The sequence below is a fragment of the Pseudomonas sp. NPDC008258 genome (assembly GCF_042956345.1).
Classification (GTDB): domain Bacteria; phylum Pseudomonadota; class Gammaproteobacteria; order Pseudomonadales; family Pseudomonadaceae; genus Aquipseudomonas.
This window is the reverse complement of record NZ_JBIBGE010000012.1, coordinates 42,121-58,920: the sequence shown is the minus strand read 5'-3', so window position 1 is coordinate 58,920 and position 16,800 is coordinate 42,121. Positions and strand designations below refer to the sequence as shown.

Below are 16,800 nucleotides of genomic sequence, written 5' to 3'. Positions count from 1 at the left end.
TCGGCCAATGGCGGGGCCGTCATCAATTTTTTTTGTTCTGTGTCATATACTCGGCCTGCCACTTGCAGGATATTCGGCAAGCGGCGTTGGCACGGGGCAGGTAACCTCATGCCTGCAAGGCGATCTTCACAATAAAAATCCGGAGTAGTTCAGATGTCGTCTCGTGAGACTGGGAATGTAAAGTGGTTCAACGATGCCAAGGGTTATGGCTTCATTCAGCGCGAAGGTGGTGCGGATGTATTCGTCCACTATCGGGCGATCCGCGGTGAGGGGCATCGTACCCTGGTTGAAGGGCAGCGCGTGGAATACGCCTGCGTGCAGGGCCAGAAAGGCCTGCAAGCCGAAGACGTAGTGGGCCTCTGAGCCTCATGCTTTAAGGCTTGTTGTGGGAGCTGGCTTGCCGGCGATCACCGGCGAAGCCGGTGCCAGGCACCGTGTTGCCTGCATCGCCGGCAAGCCGGGCTCCCACAAAGAATGCCGATCAAGAAGTACGCCAGGTGATTTCCTCTTCACCGTCGGCACTGATGCGGACCCAGCGGTCGGCATCTTCCTCCCCGTCTTCCTCAACCCAGCCACCCGGCGCGCAGCGCACTTCCACACCCAGTGCGGCGAACGCGGCGCGGGCGCAGGCGACATCATCGGCCCACGGCGTCTGGTCGCTTTCCAGGTACAGGCTGTTCCATTTCCCTACAGCCTTGGGTAACCAGGTGACCGGAATGTTACCGGCCTGGCATTTGAAGGTATGGCCTTTCTGCTGCCATTGGCTGCACGGGCCGATTGCCTGGGCGAGCCACTCGGCGATCTGCTTGTGGTCGACGTCGGCGTCCTTCAGGTAAATCTCGATATCAGGTTGGCGCATAAGGGCTCCGGGTGTGCTCAGTCTTGGCGCACGAAATAGTCATAACGCATGGAAACCGTAACCTCGAACGGCTCGGGCTGGTCGATTACCAATGCGCGTTTTTCGGCGCTGGCACGCCAGCCGTGCGGGGTCATGGCCAGCAGGTCGGCGCGGGCTTTGGGTTCGGCCAGGCTCAGGCGGAACTCGAGGGTTTCGCTGTGGGCGTGGGCCATGCCTTCGGGGATCAGGGCCAGGTGCTTGTCGTCGGCGTAAGGGCGCACTTCATCGTAGAGCACTTCGCGCAGTTCCATCAGGTGGCCGCTGGTAGGGCCTACCCGCATCAGGCCGCCGCCTGGGCTGAGCAGGCGCTTGGCCTCGGCCCAGTCCAGCGGGCTGAAGACGCTGGCAATGAACTGGCAACTGGCATCGGCCAGCGGCACGCGAGCCATGCTGGCGACCATCCAGGTGACCTCCGGCGCGCGGCGGCAGGCACGCTTGACCGCCTCGCGGGAGATGTCCAGCGCGTAACCATCGGCGGCCGGCAAGGCCTGGGCGATCTGCGCGGTGTAGTAACCCTCGCCGCAGCCGATGTCCAGCCAGGCACCGGGCTGGCGCTCGGCGGCCAGTTCGGCCAGGCGGCGGGCTACAGGCGCATAGTGGCCACCGTCGAGGAAGTCGCGGCGCGCCTCGACCATGGCCTGGTTGTCACCTGGGTCACGGCTGTTCTTGTGCTGCACCGGCAGCAGGTTCAGGTAACCCTGGCGGGCGCGGTCGAAGCGGTGGCCGGCCGGGCACACCACGCCGTTGTCAAGCCGGCTCAGCGGCGCCTGGCAAAGGGGGCAGGCGAGCATCAGGCGAGCAACCGGACCAGGGTCTGGTAGTAGATTTCGGTCAGCAGGTCGAGGTCGCTGGCCAGAATCCGCTCGTCTACCTGGTGGATGGTGGCGTTGACCGGGCCCAGTTCGACCACCTGGGTACCCATGGTGGCGATGAAGCGGCCATCGGAGGTGCCGCCGCTGGTGGAGGGCTGGGTGTCGCGGCCGGTGACGCCCTTGATGCTGTGCGCCACGGCGTCGAGCAGCTCGCCGGGCTCGGTGAGGAACGGCAGGCCAGACAGCGCCCAGTCGATCGACCAGTCCAGCTCATGCTTGTCGAGAATCGCCGACACCCGCGCCTGCAGGCCTTCGACGGTGGACTCGGTGGAGAAGCGGAAGTTGAACAGCGCGGTCAGCTCGCCCGGGACCACGTTGGTGGCGCCGGTGCCGGAATTGAGGTTGGAGACCTGGAAGCTGGTCGGCGGGAAGAACGCATTGCCTTCGTCCCAGTGCTCGGCGGCCAGTTCGGCCAGGGCAGGGGCTGCCAGGTGGATCGGGTTGCGCGCCAGGTGCGGGTAGGCCACGTGGCCCTGCTTGCCGCGCACGGTCAGCTTGGCACCCAGTGAGCCGCGACGGCCGTTCTTGACCACGTCACCCAGCAGGGTGGTGCTGGAGGGTTCGCCGACGATGCACCAGTCCAGGCGTTCGTTGCGCGCTTTCAGGCGTTCGACCACGGCCTTGGTGCCGTGGTGCGCCGGGCCTTCCTCGTCGCTGGTGATCAGGAAGGCGACCTTGCCGCGATGGTTCGGGTGGTCCTGCACGAAGCGCTCGCTGGCGATCACCATGGACGCCAGGCTGCCTTTCATGTCGGCGGCGCCACGGCCGCAGAGCATGCCGTCAGCATCGATGAGTGCCTCGAACGGTTCATGCTGCCATTGCTGCACCGGGCCGGTGGGCACCACGTCGGTGTGGCCGGCAAAGCACAGCACTGGGCCGTCCTGGTTGCCATGGGTGGCCCAGAAGTTGTCGACGTCTTCAATGCGCATCGGCTCCAACCGGAAACCGACGGCGCCCAGGCGGTTCATCATCTGCGCCTGGCAGTCGGCGTCGACGGGGGTGACCGAGGGGCGACGGATCAGGTCGCAGGCCAGTTGAAGGGTAGGCGAGAGCTCGGCAGGGGCCGTCATGGGGAACTCCGGGGCAAGGCAAGGCGGGGAAATCTGAGGGGCGTTATCTTATATCAAATGGTTTCACGCGGCACGACCCATTCGCGGGCACGCCCGCTCCCACAGGTACTGCACTGCTTTGAATGCCTGTGACGGACCTGTGGGAGCGGGCGTGCCCGCGAATGGGCTGCAAGGCAGCCCTGGCGGTCTCAGGCCTGTTGCGGCTCGGCAGCCTTCTCTACCGGTTTGGGCAGCGAAGACAGCAACGCCATCACCAGCGCCGCCACGTACGGCAACGACTGCACCAGCAGCATCGCCACCCAGAAGCGCATGTCCGAACTCGGCAGCCCCTGCACCAGGTAGATGCCCAGCGCCGCGCCCCACAGCAGCAACATGATGAACAGCTCTTCGCGCGCTTCGGAAAGCGCCACCAACAGCCCGTGGCTATCGGCATTCTTCGGCGTACGGAAGAACGGCATGCTGCTGGTGAAGAAGCCGTACAGCACCGCCTTGGCGATGGTGTGCGACAGCGCCAGGCCGGCCAGCGCTGCGGCGAAGGCGTCCTTCAGGTTCACGCCTACTGCACGGCGGTACAGGAAGATGATCTTGCCCACCTTGAAGAAGAACAGCGCCAGCGGCGGGATGGCGAAGATCATCAGCGGTGGGTCGACACGGTGCGGCACGATGATCATCGCCGCCGACCACAACAGTGCGCCGATGGTGAAGAAGATGTTCATGCCGTCGGCAACCCACGGCAGCCAGCCGGCCAGGAAGTGGTAGCGCTGGCCCCGGGTCAGTTCGCTGCCCTTGCCGCGCAACAGGGCGCTGGCGTGGTGCTTGATGATCTGGATGGCACCGTAGGCCCAGCGGAAGCGCTGCTTCTTGAAGTCGATGAAGGTGTCGGGCATCAGGCCCTTGCCATAGCTGTTATGGGCGTAGGCGGCCGACAGGCCCTTCTCGAACACGCGCAAGCCCAGTTCGGCATCTTCGCAGATGCACCATTCGGCCCAGCCCAGTTCTTCCAGCACGCTGCGCCGGGTCATGGTCATGGTGCCATGCTGGATGATCGCGTCACGGTCGTTGCGGGTGACCATGCCGATGTGGAAGAAGCCTTTGTACTCGCTGTAGCACAGTTTCTTGAACGTGCTTTCGTGCTGGTCGCGGTAGTCCTGCGGGGACTGAACCACGGCAATTTTCGGGTCGGCGAAATGCGGCACCATGTGCTTGAGCCAGTTGCGGTCCACGCAATAGTCCGAGTCGATCACTGCGATCACTTCGGCGTCCTTGGCGGTGTGTGGCAGCAGGTAGTTCAGTGCGCCGCCCTTGAAGCCTGCCAGGGGCGCCACGTGGAAGAACTTGAAGCGCTCACCGAGCTTCTCGCAGTGAGCCTTGAGTGGCTCCCACACGGCCGGGTCCTTGGTGTTGTTGTCGATCACCAGCACTTCGTAGTCGGGGTAGTCCAATGCGGCCAGGGCGTCGAGGGTCTGCTTCACCATCTCGGGCGGCTCGTTGTAGCACGGCACATGCACCGACACCTTGGGCCGGTAGGCGCTGTCAGCCTGCACCGGCAGGAACTCACGGCGGCGCTTGTGTATCCAGACTGCCTCGGCCAGTTCGTGGGCTTCGGTAAGCAGCACGATGAACACGCCCAGCGCACCAAGGGCCAGCAGCACGCCCACGGTCAGGCTGAACCAGGTGCTGTATTGCTGGCTGTAGTCGTAGGCAATCCATACCAGCACCGACCCGCACAGGAAGGTGATGAACGTGAGGAAGGTACGCCCGCGCTGGCGGAGGGCCGAGCCATCGATGAACAGTACCATCAGGGCAATCATGGCCAGCACGACCGAGGCTACGGCCAGGGCACGCCACTGCGGGATCGCCACCACCGGGCCGTCGAAGTTGAACTTCTGCTGGCGCTCGGCGTTGTACACGCCCCAGTAGGCGCCAACCGAGCCTTCGTCGCTGGCCTTCCACGGCTGGTCATAGGCTTCGATGACGAAGTAGTTGTAGCCACGGCGGTTGAGGGTGTTGACCAGGGTACGCAGGTAGATGGCCTGGTCGGCCTGTGTAGCATCGGCGCCGCCGCGCATGCGGCCGTTGCTTGGCCAGCCGACTTCCGACAGCAGCAGGGGTTTGCGCGGGAACTGGTGCCTTAGCTCACGCGCACGGTCGAGCACGAACTCGACCGAATCCTTCATCGGCACGAACTCCCAGTACGGCAGGATGTGCGCGGCAATCAGGTCGACGTGCTTGGCAATCTCCGGGTTTTCCTTCCAGATGTGCCATTGTTCACTGGTGGTCACGGGGACCTTTACGGCTGCGCGTACCCGGTCCAGGTATTTGATCAGGTTTTCCGGGGTGACTTCTTCACGGAACAGCGCCTCGTTGCCGACCACCACCCGCACCACGCTGCGCGAGGTGTTGGCCAGCTGGATAGCGGTGGCGATTTCGCGCTCGTTGCGCTCCAGGTCCGGGCTGATCCAGATGCCCAGCGTCACCCGCAGGCCGAACTCTTCGGCTAGGCGCGGGATGTCGGCCTGGGTGCCCTCCACGGTATAGATACGGATGCTGTCGGTCAGTTTGCTCAACTGCTCCAGGTCCTGGCGCATCTCATCGTCTGTGGGGTACTGGCCCTTCTGCGGGCTTTCACCCAGGCGGAACGGCGAATACGAAAAGCCAGAGATCTGCTCTGGCCAGGCGGGGGCGGAAACCGGGCGGTTGATCAGTGCCCAGAACCCGGTAAACAAGGCGGCGATGGCCAGGACCACGACCAGGTTCAGGCCGAATTTACGTGAAGACATTGTCATCCATATCTGAGGAGGTGATAGGACATTAAAGCAGGGTTGGTAGTGTCTTTCCTAACGATGCAGGCCATGGGCCCGCTGGCATATAATGCGCGCCGGTTTTTTGGGGTATGAACATGAGCACAGAAGATCCACGCTTCGCCGGCGTAGCCCGGCTGTATGGCGACCAGGGGCTGCAGCGCCTGGGCCAGGCCCACGTGGGCGTGGTCGGCATTGGCGGGGTAGGCTCTTGGGTGGCCGAAGCGCTGGCCCGCAGCGGCGTGGGCGAGATCACCCTGTTTGACCTGGACGATGTCTGCGTCAGCAACACCAACCGCCAGGCCCATGCCCTGGAAGGGCAGGTGGGGCGGCCCAAGGTCGAGGTCATGGCCGAGCGGCTGCGGGCGATCAACCCGGCGTGCACGGTGCATGCGGTGGCCGACTTCGTCACCCGCGAGACCATGGCCGAGTACATTACCGAAAACCTCGACTGTGTGATCGACTGCATCGACAGCGTCATGGCCAAGGCAGCGCTGATCGCCTGGTGCCGGCGACGCAAGATCGCCATCGTCACCACCGGTGGTGCCGGCGGGCAGATCGACCCGACACAGATCCAGATCGCCGACCTGAACAAGACCTTCAACGACCCGCTGGCCTCGCGGGTGCGCTCCACCTTGCGCCGTGACTACAACTTCTCGCGCAATGTGAGCCGCAACTATGGCGTGCCGTGCGTGTTTTCCAGCGAGCAGCTGCGGTACCCCAAGGGGGATGGCAGTGTTTGCCTGCAAAAGAGCTTTGTGGGTGAGGGTGTAAGGCTGGATTGCTCGGGCGGCTTTGGCGCGGTGATGATGGTGACCGCGACCTTTGGCATGGTGGCGGCAAGCAAGGCGATCGAGAAGCTGGTAGCCGGTGCGCGGCGGCCGTCCGAGCGTGTCAAACCCGAATAAAACCGCGTGGGGTTCTTCGCGGGCTCGCCCGCTCCCACAGGGACCGCGCAGTGTCCGGGTTAGCGCTGTACCTGTGGGAGCGGGCGAGCCCGCGAAGAAGCCAGAGCCGATTCAACAGGACGCCAACTCCGCCATTCGCTGCAACACCGCATGCAGCCCATTGCTGCGCGACGGCGACAGCTGCCGCTCCAGCCCCAGTTGGGTGAACCACTCCCGCAGGTCGAGCCCAGCCAGTTCTTCACTGGCCAGCCCCTGCACCCGCACCAGCAACAACGCCAGCAATCCGCGCAACAAGCGTGCATCGCTACTGGCCTTGAACTGCCATAGCCCATCAACCTGCTCAGCCACCAGCCATACCAGGCTTTCGCAGCCATGTACCCGGTTGGGCTCGGTCTTTTCGGCGTCATCCAGGGGCTCCAGTCGCTCGCCCCACTGCATCAACAGCCGCGCACGCTGTTCCCAGCCTTTGCCCTGTTGAAAAGCCTCCAGCGCCTGAAGCGCCTGTTCCGGCAGGCTCATCGCAGCAACTCCAGGCCTTGATCCAGCGCTGCAAAGAAGCGCTGCACGTCATCGCTGTCGTTGTACAAGCCCAGCGACACCCGGATTGCGCCCTCCAGGCCCAACCCCTGTAGCAACGGCATGGCGCAATGGTGCCCGGCACGCACGGCGATGCCTTGCTCGGTGAGCAAGTGGGCGATATCGGCGTTGTGCACGCCTTCGATGACAAAGCTGGCCAGGGCTGCCTGTGGCGTACCGAGTACCCGCACGCCCTCGCGATCGGCCAGCCCACGCAGCAGGTGCTGGTGCAGGCTGGTTTCGTGAGCTTCAACTGCCTGGGCATCGAGGCTGGCCAGGTAATCCAGGGTTGCGCCCAGGCCGATCACCCCGGCGATTGGCGGCGTACCCGCCTCGAACCCCAACGGTGCCGGGCGGAAGCTGGCGCTCTGGTACTCGGCCAGTTGCACCATCTCGCCACCGAACTGCCAATGGCGCAGCAGTTCCAGCGCCTGGGCGCGGCCATACAGCACGCCAACCCCGTCCGGGCCATATAGCTTGTGGCTGGAGAACACATAGAAGTCGCAATCCAGTTGCTGCACGTCGTGGCGACCATGCACCACACCCTGGGCACCGTCGACCACCGTCAGCGCGCCTTGGGCGCGGGCATGGGCCAGCAGGGCTGGCAGTGGTTGCCAGGTGCCTAGCACGTTGGAAAGCTGGCTGACCGCCAGCACCCGGGTGCGGGGGCCGATCAGTTGCAGTGCCTGGTTCAGGTCGATACGGCCATGGGCATCCAGCGGTAGAACCACCAGGCGCAGGTTGCGCCGGCGCGCCAGCTGTTGCCAGGGCAGCAGGTTGGCATGGTGCTCCAGCGCGCTGACGGCAATTTCGTCACCGGCTTCGAAGCGGTGTTCCAGGCCATAGGCCAGAAGGTTCAGCGCCGACGTGGCGCCGTGGGTGAACACGACCTGCCGTGAGTCTGCAGCATTCAGCCAGGCGGCAACTTTGTCGCGGCTGGCCTCGAAAGCCTGGGTCGCCAGTGCGCCGGGCAGGTGCTGGGCACGGTGCACGTTGGCTGCGCCATGGCCGTAGTAGTGGCTCAGGGCGTCAAGCAACGCTTGCGGCTTTTGGGTGGTGGCGGCGCTGTCCAGATAGGTCTGGTGCTGCCGTTGCAGGGCGGCGATGGCGGGGAAGTCGGCACGCCAGGGGGAGGGCTGGAACATGATCGCGGGGCCTGGAATGAAAATCGGGTCTGGCGTGGTGCCAGACCCGATCTTAACATTTCAACCGCTGAGCGTGCGCTGATCGCGAGCAAGCTCGCTCCTACAGACGCTTGACGATTCTCAGTTGTGGGCGTGCAGCGCCTCGTTCAGCTCGATGGCCGACTTGTGGGTCTTGCACTCCACGGCGCCGTTCAGCGAGTTGCGACGGAACAGCAGGTCGGTTTGGCCGGCCAGGTCGCGGGCCTTGACCACTTTGACCAGCTCGTTGTTCTCGTCCAGCAGGTTCACCTTGGTGCCGGCAGTGATGTACAGGCCGGCTTCAACGGTGTTGCGGTCGCCCAGCGGAATGCCGATACCGGCGTTGGCGCCGATCAGGCAGCCTTCGCCTACCTTGATGACGATGTTGCCGCCACCGGACAGGGTGCCCATGGTCGAGCAGCCGCCGCCCAGGTCCGAGCCCTTGCCGACGAACACGCCAGCGGACACGCGGCCTTCGATCATGCCTGGGCCTTCGGTGCCAGCGTTAAAGTTGACGAAGCCTTCGTGCATGATGGTGGTGCCTTCGCCGATGTAGGCGCCCAGGCGCACACGGGCGGTGTCGGCGATACGCACGCCGGCCGGCACCACGTAGTCGGTCATTTTCGGGAACTTGTCCACCGAGAACACTTCCAGCAGTTCGCCTTTCAGGCGCGCTTCCAGTTGCAGCTCGGCCAGTTCGGCCAGGTCGACCGCGCCCTGGTTGGTCCAGGCCACGTTCGGCAGCAGCGGGAAGATGCCGGCCAGGCTCACACCGTGCGGCTTGACCAGGCGGTGCGACAGCAGGTGCAGCTTGAGGTAGGCCTCTGGAGTCGAGGTCAGGGCAGCGTCTTCGGCCAGCAGGGTGGCGACCAGCGGCTTGTGGCTCTCGGCCAGGCGGGTCAACAGGGCGGCCTGGGCAGCGTCAACGCCTTTCAGGGCTTCGGCCAGTTGCGCGGCCTGGCCATTGCTGAAAGCGATAGCCTGGTTGCCACCTTCATAACCGAGCACAGGGGCGACGGCGGCGATCAGTTCGGCGCTTGGGTTGAGCAGGGGTTGTGCGTAGAACACTTCCAGCCAGTTGCCCTGGCGGTTCTGGGAGCCGACACCGAAGGCCAGGCTGAACAGGGTATTGGACATGTGATTACCTCGTGCGAAATAGGGTAGGGGCTCAGGCCAGGGCAGCGGCGTACAGGTCGGGCTTGAAGCCGACCAGGGTGCGCGCGCCAAGGTCCAGCACCGGGCGTTTGATCATCGACGGCTGGGCCAGCATCAGCTCGACGGCCTTGGCCTGGTCGAGGTCGGCCTTGCTGGCGTCGTCCAGCTTGCGGAAGGTAGTGCCGGCACGGTTGAGGATGACTTCCCAGCCGTGCTCGTCGCACCAGCGGTTCAGGCTGTCACGGTCGATGCCTTGGGTCTTGTAGTCGTGGAATTCGTAGGCGATGGCCTTGTCTTCAAGCCAGGTACGCGCCTTTTTCATGGTGTCGCAGGCTTTAATGCCGTAGAGCGTGTAGGTCATTGTGTGCATTGGGGGTGCAGGTTGCCCCAATCTCTCCGTTTTCCGAATGTCAGTCGCGGGATTATGCGGGAACGAAAGGGTGAGCGCCACGGGGGGGGCATGTCTTGAGGTTTTTGGTGCTTGTGAGAGGTGCCTGCCTTGAAAGTTTTAGCGCCCACGAGATCGAGCGCCGCCCGCGCGGCGCTCGATATCAGCAGCCCCACAGCACCCAAGGCATGCACCTCCAAGCCAATCCGTGGCTAAACCTGCACTGCGCACAAGGCGTAAGCATCATCATGTTACACATTCCCCCGCCACCTGCGACTATCGTGCAGCGGCCCTGGTTTGCCCATCCCCGCTAACATATTGTTTCAATGGCGATGTTTCGCCCTGCTATCGTTTCTGGTTCACAAAGGAAGCTTTCCCGGATGCAGTCCGCCTACACCGTCCTCATCCTGCTGACGCTGGTCAGCCTGTCGAAGCTGGTCGGCCGCGTGATTCCGCTGCCCCTGCCGCTGGTGCAGATCGCTGCCGGTGCCTTGCTGGCCTTGCCGACACTGGGCCTGCATGTGGCCCTGGACCCCGAGTTGTTCCTGTTCCTGTTTTTGCCGCCATTGCTGTTTGCCGACGGCTGGCGCATCCCCAAGCGTGAGTTGTGGCGCATTCGCGGACCCGTGGTGGCGCTGGCGGTCGGGTTGGTGCTGTTTACCGTGGTCGGGGCCGGCTACTTCATTCACTGGCTGCTGCCGAGCATCCCGCTGCCGGTGGCCTTCGCCCTGGCGGCGGTGCTGTCGCCAACCGACGCCGTGGCGGTTTCTGCCATCGCCCAGGACCGCCTGCCCACCCCGCTGATGCACATGTTGCAGGGGGAGGCGCTGATGAACGACGCATCGGGCCTGGTAACGTTCAAGTTTGCCCTGGCAGCGGCGATCACCGGGGTGTTCTCGCTGACCGATGCAAGCTTCAGTTTCGTTCTGGTGGCGCTTGGTGGCCTGGCGGTGGGTGTGGCCCTCAGCTGGCTGGTCGGTCGCCTGCGCACCTGGATGATCGCCCGTGGCTGGGACGACCCGGCCACCCACGTGGTGTTCATGTTGTTGCTGCCGTTCGCCGCCTACGTGCTGGCCGAACGCCTGGGCGTATCGGGCATTCTTTCGGCAGTGGCGGCCGGCATGATGCAAAGCTGGCTCGACCTGCTACCACGCCAGACCAGTACCCGCCTGCTGAATCGCAGCGTCTGGTCTTTGCTGGAATTCGCCTTCAATGGCCTGATTTTCCTGCTGCTGGGCCTGCAGTTGCCGGACATCATCAAGGCGGTAGTCAGCCACGAAACCACCGTTTGGCCGACCCTGGCCTACCGCTGCCTGGACGTGGTGGCGATCTTTGCCGCTTTGATCCTGTTGCGGTTCGTCTGGGTACAGAGCATCTGGCGCTCGATCGGCGTGGTGCGCCGCTGGCGCGGCAAACCGGCGCTGGTGCTGATGCCTACGGCGCGCTCCTGCTGGTTGCTGACTTTGGGCGGTGTGCGCGGTGCGGTGACCCTGGCGGGTGTGATGTCGGTGCCGTTGCTGATGGGTGCGGGCAAGGCCTTCCCTGAGCGCGACTTGCTGATCTTCATTGCCGCCGGGGTGATCCTGCTGTCGTTGATCAGTGCCTGCATCGCGCTGCCGATATTGCTGCGCGGCGTGACCAAGAGCCCGGACGAGCGCTTGCACCAGGAAGTGCAGGAGGCGTGGCGGCGCACCGCCGAGGCGGCGATCCATGCCCTGGAGGCGGAGGAGGTCGTTGACAGCAATGCCCCGCAGGATGCTGCGCAGGCGACCCTGGCGACCGAGCTGAAGGCACGGCTGATGGCTGAATACCGGGATGAGCTGGACAGCTATAACGACAGTGCCGAGGCCAAGGCCCTGGCCGAACAGATGGACTTGCTGGAGCGGCGCTTGCGCCTGCGAGCGCTAAGGGCGCAGCGGCTGGAGCTGTACAACCTGCATCGCCAGCATGAGGTGGGTGATGAAGTGGTGCGCCAGGTGCTGGGGGAGCTGGATATGAGCGAGGCGAACCTGGGGCAGGTCAAGTAGAGCCTATCAAGGCCATTCGCGGGCACGCCCGCTCCCACAGGTCATGCGCTGCATTTGAAATCAATGCAGCATCTGTGGGAGCGGGCATGCCCGCGAATGGGGCTGTCAGCGGGTTTGCATAAAAGCGCGAATCCGCTCTGCCGCCTCGATGCATTCGGCCAGCGGTGCCACCAGCGCCATGCGCACGCGTCCGGCGCCCGGGTTCACGCCATCGACCTCACGTGACAGGTACGACCCCGGCACCACCGTCACATGCTGTGCCTCGAACAGGTCACGGGTGAACGCGGCATCGTCACCCGGCACCTTGGCCCACAGGTAGAAACTGCCGTCCGGGCGTTGCACGTCCAGCACCGGTTGCAGGATGTCCAGCACGGCATCGTACTTGGCGCGGTACTGGTCGCGGTTTTCGCGCACATGCGCCTCGTCCTGCCAGGCAGCAATGCTGGCCAGCTGGGTTTGCACCGGCATGGCGCAGCCGTGGTAGGTGCGGTACAGCAGGAACGGCTTGATGATCTGGGCGTCGCCCGCCACGAAGCCCGAGCGCAGGCCCGGCAGGTTCGAGCGCTTGGACAGGCTGTGGAACACCACGCAGCGCTTGAAGTCGCTGCGGCCCAGCTCGGCGCAGGCGGTCAGCAGGCCAGGTGGTGGTGCATCCTCGTCGAAGTACAGCTCGCTGTAGCACTCGTCGGCGGCGATCACGAAATCGTACTCGTCAGCCAGGGCGATCAGTTTCTTCAGGGTTTCCATCGGCACCAGCGCACCGGTGGGGTTGCCCGGCGAGCACAGGAACAGGATCTGGCAGCGCTTCCACACGTCGGCCGGCACGGCGTCGAAGTCGGGGTTGAAACCGTTGGTTTCCAGGCATGGCAAGTAGTGCGGGGTAGCGCCGGCCAGCAGCGCAGCCCCCTCGTAGATCTGGTAGAACGGGTTGGGGCTGACTACCAGGCCGTCATCGGCGCGATTGACCACGGCCTGGGTGAAGGCGAACAGCGCTTCGCGGGTACCGTTGACTGGCAGGATGTGACGGTCGGCGTCCAGCCAGCCGGCCGGCACGCCGAAGCGCCGCTCGCACCACTGGCCGATGGCCTGGCGCAGGGCTGGCAGGCCGATGGTGCTGGGGTATACCGCCAGCTTGTCGAGGTTGTCGGCCATGGCCTGGGCGACGAATGCCGGCGATTCATGCTTCGGCTCGCCGATCGACAGGGCGATGGCGCGTTTGTCCGCCGCAGGCTTCACGCTGCCAAGCAGGGCGCGGAGCTTTTCGAACGGGTAAGGCTGAAGCTGGGTCAAGGCATGGTTCATCGGCGCTAGGTCTCGTCAATCGTCTAATCGTTAAAAGGTCACGCGGGTCGGGCCAGCGTCGCTTCCCTGGCCGGCCTGCAGCTGCTGCACGATGGCTTCCTGCAGGCGGCTGCACAATTGCGGGTCGGACAGCGGCTGGTTGTCGGCATCGGTAATGAAGAACACGTCTTCCACCCGCTCGCCGAGGGTGGCGATCTTGGCGTTCTGCAGCGACAGGTCGAACTCCAGGAAGATCCGCCCCAGCCGGGCCAGCAGGCCGGGGCGGTCGGGTGCGGTGATCTCGAGGATGGTCACCGGCCGCTGGGCATCGTTGAGGATGGTGACCTGCGGCGGGAAGTCGAAGTGCTTGAGCTGGCGTGGTACCCGGCGCTGGATGATGGTCGGGTAGTCCTCGGGGTTGCGCAGTGCCTCGGTCAGGCCGTCGCGTATCTGTTTCACCCGCTGCGGGTTGTCGCCGATCGAGCCGCCGTCGTTGTCCAGCACAATATAGGTGTCGAGTGTGAACTGGCTGCTCGAGGTGATGATGCGCGCGTCGTGAATGTTCAGGTTCAGCTGTGACATGGCGGCCACGGTCACGGCGAAGAAGTCGTGCTGGTCGGGGGCGTAGATGAATATCTGCGTACCGCCCTCGAACTCGCGCTGGGTGGTTTCCTTGATCAGTACCAGTGGCCCGCCATCGGCCGGTTGTTGCAGGATCGCATCGGTGTGCCAGGCCACGTCGGCGGCGGTGTGCTTGAGGAAGTAGTCATCGCCCAGCTGCGACCATAACTGCTCCACGTCGTCCGGGTCGGTGCCCTCGCGCACAAGGATGTCCAGCGCTGACGACTGGGTCTGGCGAATCTGCTCTTCGCGGTCCAGCGGGTTTTCCAGGCCGCGGCGCAGGGCGCGCTTGGTCTCGGTGTAGAGCTGGCGCAGCAGGCTGGCCCGCCACGAGTTCCACAAGCTGGGGTTGGTGGCGTTGATGTCGGCCACCGTCAGTACGTAGAGGTAGTCCAGGCGTGTCTCGTCGCCCACGTGCAAGGCAAAGTCGTTGATCACCTGCGGGTCGGACAGGTCCTTGCGCTGGGCGGTGGTCGACATGACCAGGTGGTTCTGCACCAGCCACACGATCAGCCGGCTGTCCCAGGCGGGCAACTGGTGGCGTTCGCAGAACTTCTTTGCATCTACCGCGCCCAGGTCGGAGTGGTCACCTTGGCGGCCCTTGCCGATGTCGTGGTACAGGCCAGCCAGGTAGATCAGCTCGGGTTTGGGCAAGCGGCCCATGAGCTTGCTGGCCAGCGGGAATTTCTCGGACACCGGCGTGTACTGCAGCTTGCGCAGGTGCTTGATGAGGTTGAGGGTGTGCGCATCGACCGTATAGATGTGGAACAGGTCGTGCTGCATCTGCCCGACAATCAGGCCGAACTCCGGCAGGTAGCGGCCAAGGATGCCGTAGCGGTTCATCCGCCGCAGGTTGCGGTGGATGCCGATTTCGCACTTGAACAGCTCGATGAACAGGCTGGTGTTGCGGATATCGGTACGGAAGGTGTCGTCGATCAGGTGCCGGTGCTCGCGCAGCAGGCGCACGGTATCGGCCCGCACGCCCTTGATTTCCGGGTGCTGGGCCATCAGCACGAAAATTTCCAGCATGGCAAATGGTGTGCGCTTGAACACATTCGCGTGGGTGGCCTCTATATAGCCATCATGCAGGCGGAAGCGCGCATTCAGCGGTTGGGTAGTGCCGCTGTCATCGTCGGCGAGGATGACCTCCTCGAAGTGCTGGATGATCAGGTCGCACAGCTGGCTGATGCTCATCACCACCCGGTAGTACTGCTGCATGAACTGCTCGATTGCCCGCTTCGGGTTCTCGTCGCTGTAGCCCAGCAGTGCGGCGATGCTGCGCTGGTGGTCGAACAGCAAGCGGTCCTCGGCACGCCCGGCCAGCATGTGCAGGGCATAGCGCACCCTCCACAGGAAGTCCTGGGACGAGGCCAGCAGTTCATTCTCGCTTTCCAGCAGGAAGCCTTCGCCGGCCAGCGCGTGCAGGTTCAAGGTGCCGTACTGGCGGCGGGCTACCCACAGCACTGTCTGAATGTCGCGCAGGCCACCTGGCGAGCCCTTGACGTTGGGTTCGAGGTTGTATTCGGTGTCGTTGTACTTGTGGTGACGGGCCTTGAGTTCGGCGCGCTTGGCCAGAAAGAAGTCCTTGCTCGGCCACACATGTGCGGTGCTGGTTGCCTCCAGCATGCGCTGGCGCAGGGCCTCGGGGCCGGCAATGGTGCGGCTTTCCATCAGGTTGGTGATTACCGTCAGGTCGGCGCGGGCCTGTTCGGCGCACTCGTCGACGGTGCGCACGCTCTGGCCCACTTCCAGGCCGATGTCCCACAGCAGGGTGAGAAAGCGCTCGATGGCATCGCGGTACTGTTCGTGCTCGGCGGCGCCCAGCAAAATCAACAGGTCGATGTCCGAATGCGGGTGCAGCTCGCCGCGCCCGTAGCCGCCCACCGCGACCAGGGCGATGCCGTTCTGGTCACCCCAGTCGAACTGGTTCCAGGCTTGCTGCAGGATATTGTCGACCAGCCAGGCGCGGGCTTCGATCAGCGGGCGGATTTCCCCGCCGCTGCGAAAGCGCTTGTCGAGTACCTCGCCAGCCTGGCGGATGGCTTTCTTGAAGGCGGCGATAGGGCTCGCCTTCAGGGCCAGTTCCGCCTGGAACTGGCCGCGGTCGAACAGCTCGGGGTCCACCTGGGGCATCGCGTCACGTTCCTGTCGTGGGGTGGCCTATCGGAGTGCGGTCAGGCCGAGACGCGCGGGATGGTGTCGTCCTTGCGCAGGGTGAAGATCTCGTAGCCGGTCGCGGTCACCACCAGGGTGTGTTCCCACTGGGCCGAGAGCTTGCGGTCCTTGGTGATGGCGGTCCAGCCGTCGCCCAGCACCTTGGTGTCTGCCTTGCCCTGGTTGATCATTGGCTCGATGGTGAAGGTCATGCCTTCTTTCAGCTCCATGCCGGTGCCGGCGCGGCCGTAGTGCAGGATCTGCGGCTCTTCGTGGAACACCTTGCCGATGCCGTGGCCACAGAACTCGCGTACCACCGAGAACCCGTTCTTTTCCGCGTGCTTCTGGATCACCTCGCCAATGTCGCCCAGGCGGCAACCTGGCTTGACCAGCTCGATGGCCTTGTACATGCACTCCTGGGTCACCTTGGACAGGCGCTCGGCCCACACCGGTACGGTGCCTACATGGAACATGCGGCTGGTGTCGCCGTGGTAGCCGTCCTTGATCACGGTGACGTCGATGTTCAGCGTGTCACCGTCCTTGAGCGGCTTGTCGTTGGGGATGCCGTGGCAGACCACATGGTTGATCGAGGTGCAGATCGACTTCGGGTAGCCCTTGTAGTTGAGCGGTGCCGGGATGGCCTGCTGGACGTTGACGATATAGTCATGGCACAGGCGGTCGAGTTCTTCGGTGGTGATACCGGGCTTGACGTGTTCTTCGATCATTTCCAGCACTTCAGCGGCCAGGCGGCCGGCGATGCGCATCTTCTCGATGTCTTCTGCAGTCTTGATGGTGACGGTCATTACAGGCTCTCTACGGCGTCGTTTACGGCGCGAACAAACGGGAAAGGCCGGATTCTAGCAGAGCAGGGCGCCGATCGGTCGGG

The 16,800-nt window shown here is 64.1% G+C and carries 14 protein-coding genes; 3 read left to right on the top strand and 11 right to left on the bottom strand.

Annotated features, from left to right (window positions below; genetic code table 11):
• The first annotated feature begins 153 nt into the window (after window positions 1-153).
• Window positions 154-363 (top strand): cold-shock protein, encoded by a 210-nt coding sequence (locus ACFY9W_RS12005; protein ID WP_003252255.1) that lies wholly within the window; start codon window positions 154-156, stop codon window positions 361-363.
• Between the two features lie 118 nt (window positions 364-481).
• Here the strand turns inward: ACFY9W_RS12005 and ACFY9W_RS12000 are convergent, their stop codons facing one another.
• The 4 genes from ACFY9W_RS12000 to ACFY9W_RS11985 form a co-directional block, all read right to left on the bottom strand.
• Complete coding sequence (locus ACFY9W_RS12000) at window positions 482-859, bottom strand: hypothetical protein (protein WP_391130177.1); 378 nt, start codon at window positions 857-859, stop codon at window positions 482-484.
• A gap of 17 nt (window positions 860-876) precedes the next feature.
• Window positions 877-1,689: a putative RNA methyltransferase gene (locus tag ACFY9W_RS11995; protein WP_391130174.1), complete on the bottom strand. Its 813-nt coding sequence runs from the start codon at window positions 1,687-1,689 to the stop codon at window positions 877-879.
• Entirely contained in the window at window positions 1,689-2,840 is a 1,152-nt protein-coding gene (dapE, locus tag ACFY9W_RS11990; RefSeq protein WP_391130171.1) for a succinyl-diaminopimelate desuccinylase, read from the bottom strand. Before dapE ends, ACFY9W_RS11995 begins: the two co-directional genes overlap by 1 nt.
• A gap of 188 nt (window positions 2,841-3,028) precedes the next feature.
• Entirely contained in the window at window positions 3,029-5,620 is a 2,592-nt protein-coding gene (locus ACFY9W_RS11985) for a glycosyltransferase (protein ID WP_391130168.1), read from the bottom strand.
• 119 nt (window positions 5,621-5,739) lie between these two features.
• On the opposite strand from ACFY9W_RS11985, the gene tcdA reads away from it, so the two are divergent.
• Window positions 5,740-6,549, top strand: coding sequence for a tRNA cyclic N6-threonylcarbamoyladenosine(37) synthase TcdA (tcdA, locus tag ACFY9W_RS11980; RefSeq protein WP_391130165.1), 810 nt, complete (start codon window positions 5,740-5,742; stop codon window positions 6,547-6,549).
• Window positions 6,550-6,660: 111 nt separating this feature from the next.
• Here tcdA and ACFY9W_RS11975 read toward each other — a convergent pair whose 3' ends face one another.
• The 4 genes from ACFY9W_RS11975 to ACFY9W_RS11960 all read right to left on the bottom strand — a co-directional run bounded on the left by ACFY9W_RS11975 (window position 6,661) and on the right by ACFY9W_RS11960 (window position 9,804).
• A complete protein-coding gene (locus ACFY9W_RS11975) occupies window positions 6,661-7,068 on the bottom strand; it encodes a SufE family protein (RefSeq protein ID WP_391130162.1) in 408 nt (135 codons plus the stop codon).
• The gene (locus ACFY9W_RS11970) at window positions 7,065-8,270 is read right to left on the bottom strand and encodes an aminotransferase class V-fold PLP-dependent enzyme (RefSeq protein ID WP_391130159.1); all 1,206 of its coding nucleotides are present in this window, start codon (window positions 8,268-8,270) and stop codon (window positions 7,065-7,067) included. The genes ACFY9W_RS11975 and ACFY9W_RS11970 overlap by 4 nt, the downstream gene beginning before the upstream one ends.
• Before the next feature lie 120 nt (window positions 8,271-8,390).
• The gene (gene dapD, locus ACFY9W_RS11965) at window positions 8,391-9,425 is read right to left on the bottom strand and encodes a 2,3,4,5-tetrahydropyridine-2,6-dicarboxylate N-succinyltransferase (protein ID WP_391130156.1); all 1,035 of its coding nucleotides are present in this window, start codon (window positions 9,423-9,425) and stop codon (window positions 8,391-8,393) included.
• Window positions 9,426-9,456: 31 nt separating this feature from the next.
• Window positions 9,457-9,804, bottom strand: coding sequence for an ArsC family reductase (locus tag ACFY9W_RS11960; RefSeq protein WP_003252272.1), 348 nt, complete (start codon window positions 9,802-9,804; stop codon window positions 9,457-9,459).
• A gap of 407 nt (window positions 9,805-10,211) precedes the next feature.
• On the opposite strand from ACFY9W_RS11960, the gene ACFY9W_RS11955 reads away from it, so the two are divergent.
• Window positions 10,212-11,858, top strand: a complete 1,647-nt coding sequence (locus ACFY9W_RS11955) for a Na+/H+ antiporter (RefSeq protein ID WP_391130153.1) — start codon at window positions 10,212-10,214, stop codon at window positions 11,856-11,858.
• 105 nt (window positions 11,859-11,963) lie between these two features.
• Here ACFY9W_RS11955 and dapC read toward each other — a convergent pair whose 3' ends face one another.
• From dapC to map, 3 genes are read right to left on the bottom strand one after another with little or no spacing between them, the layout of a single operon-like run.
• Window positions 11,964-13,160 carry a succinyldiaminopimelate transaminase gene (dapC, locus tag ACFY9W_RS11950; RefSeq protein ID WP_391130150.1) on the bottom strand — a complete coding sequence of 399 codons (1,197 nt, stop codon included), beginning with the start codon at window positions 13,158-13,160 and terminating at the stop codon, window positions 11,964-11,966.
• 30 nt (window positions 13,161-13,190) lie between these two features.
• Window positions 13,191-15,893 carry a [protein-PII] uridylyltransferase gene (locus ACFY9W_RS11945; protein ID WP_391130147.1) on the bottom strand — a complete coding sequence of 901 codons (2,703 nt, stop codon included), beginning with the start codon at window positions 15,891-15,893 and terminating at the stop codon, window positions 13,191-13,193.
• A 41-nt stretch (window positions 15,894-15,934) separates the two neighbouring features.
• Window positions 15,935-16,717 carry a type I methionyl aminopeptidase gene (gene map / locus ACFY9W_RS11940; protein WP_391130144.1) on the bottom strand — a complete coding sequence of 261 codons (783 nt, stop codon included), beginning with the start codon at window positions 16,715-16,717 and terminating at the stop codon, window positions 15,935-15,937.
• Window positions 16,718-16,800: the final 83 nt, after the last annotated feature.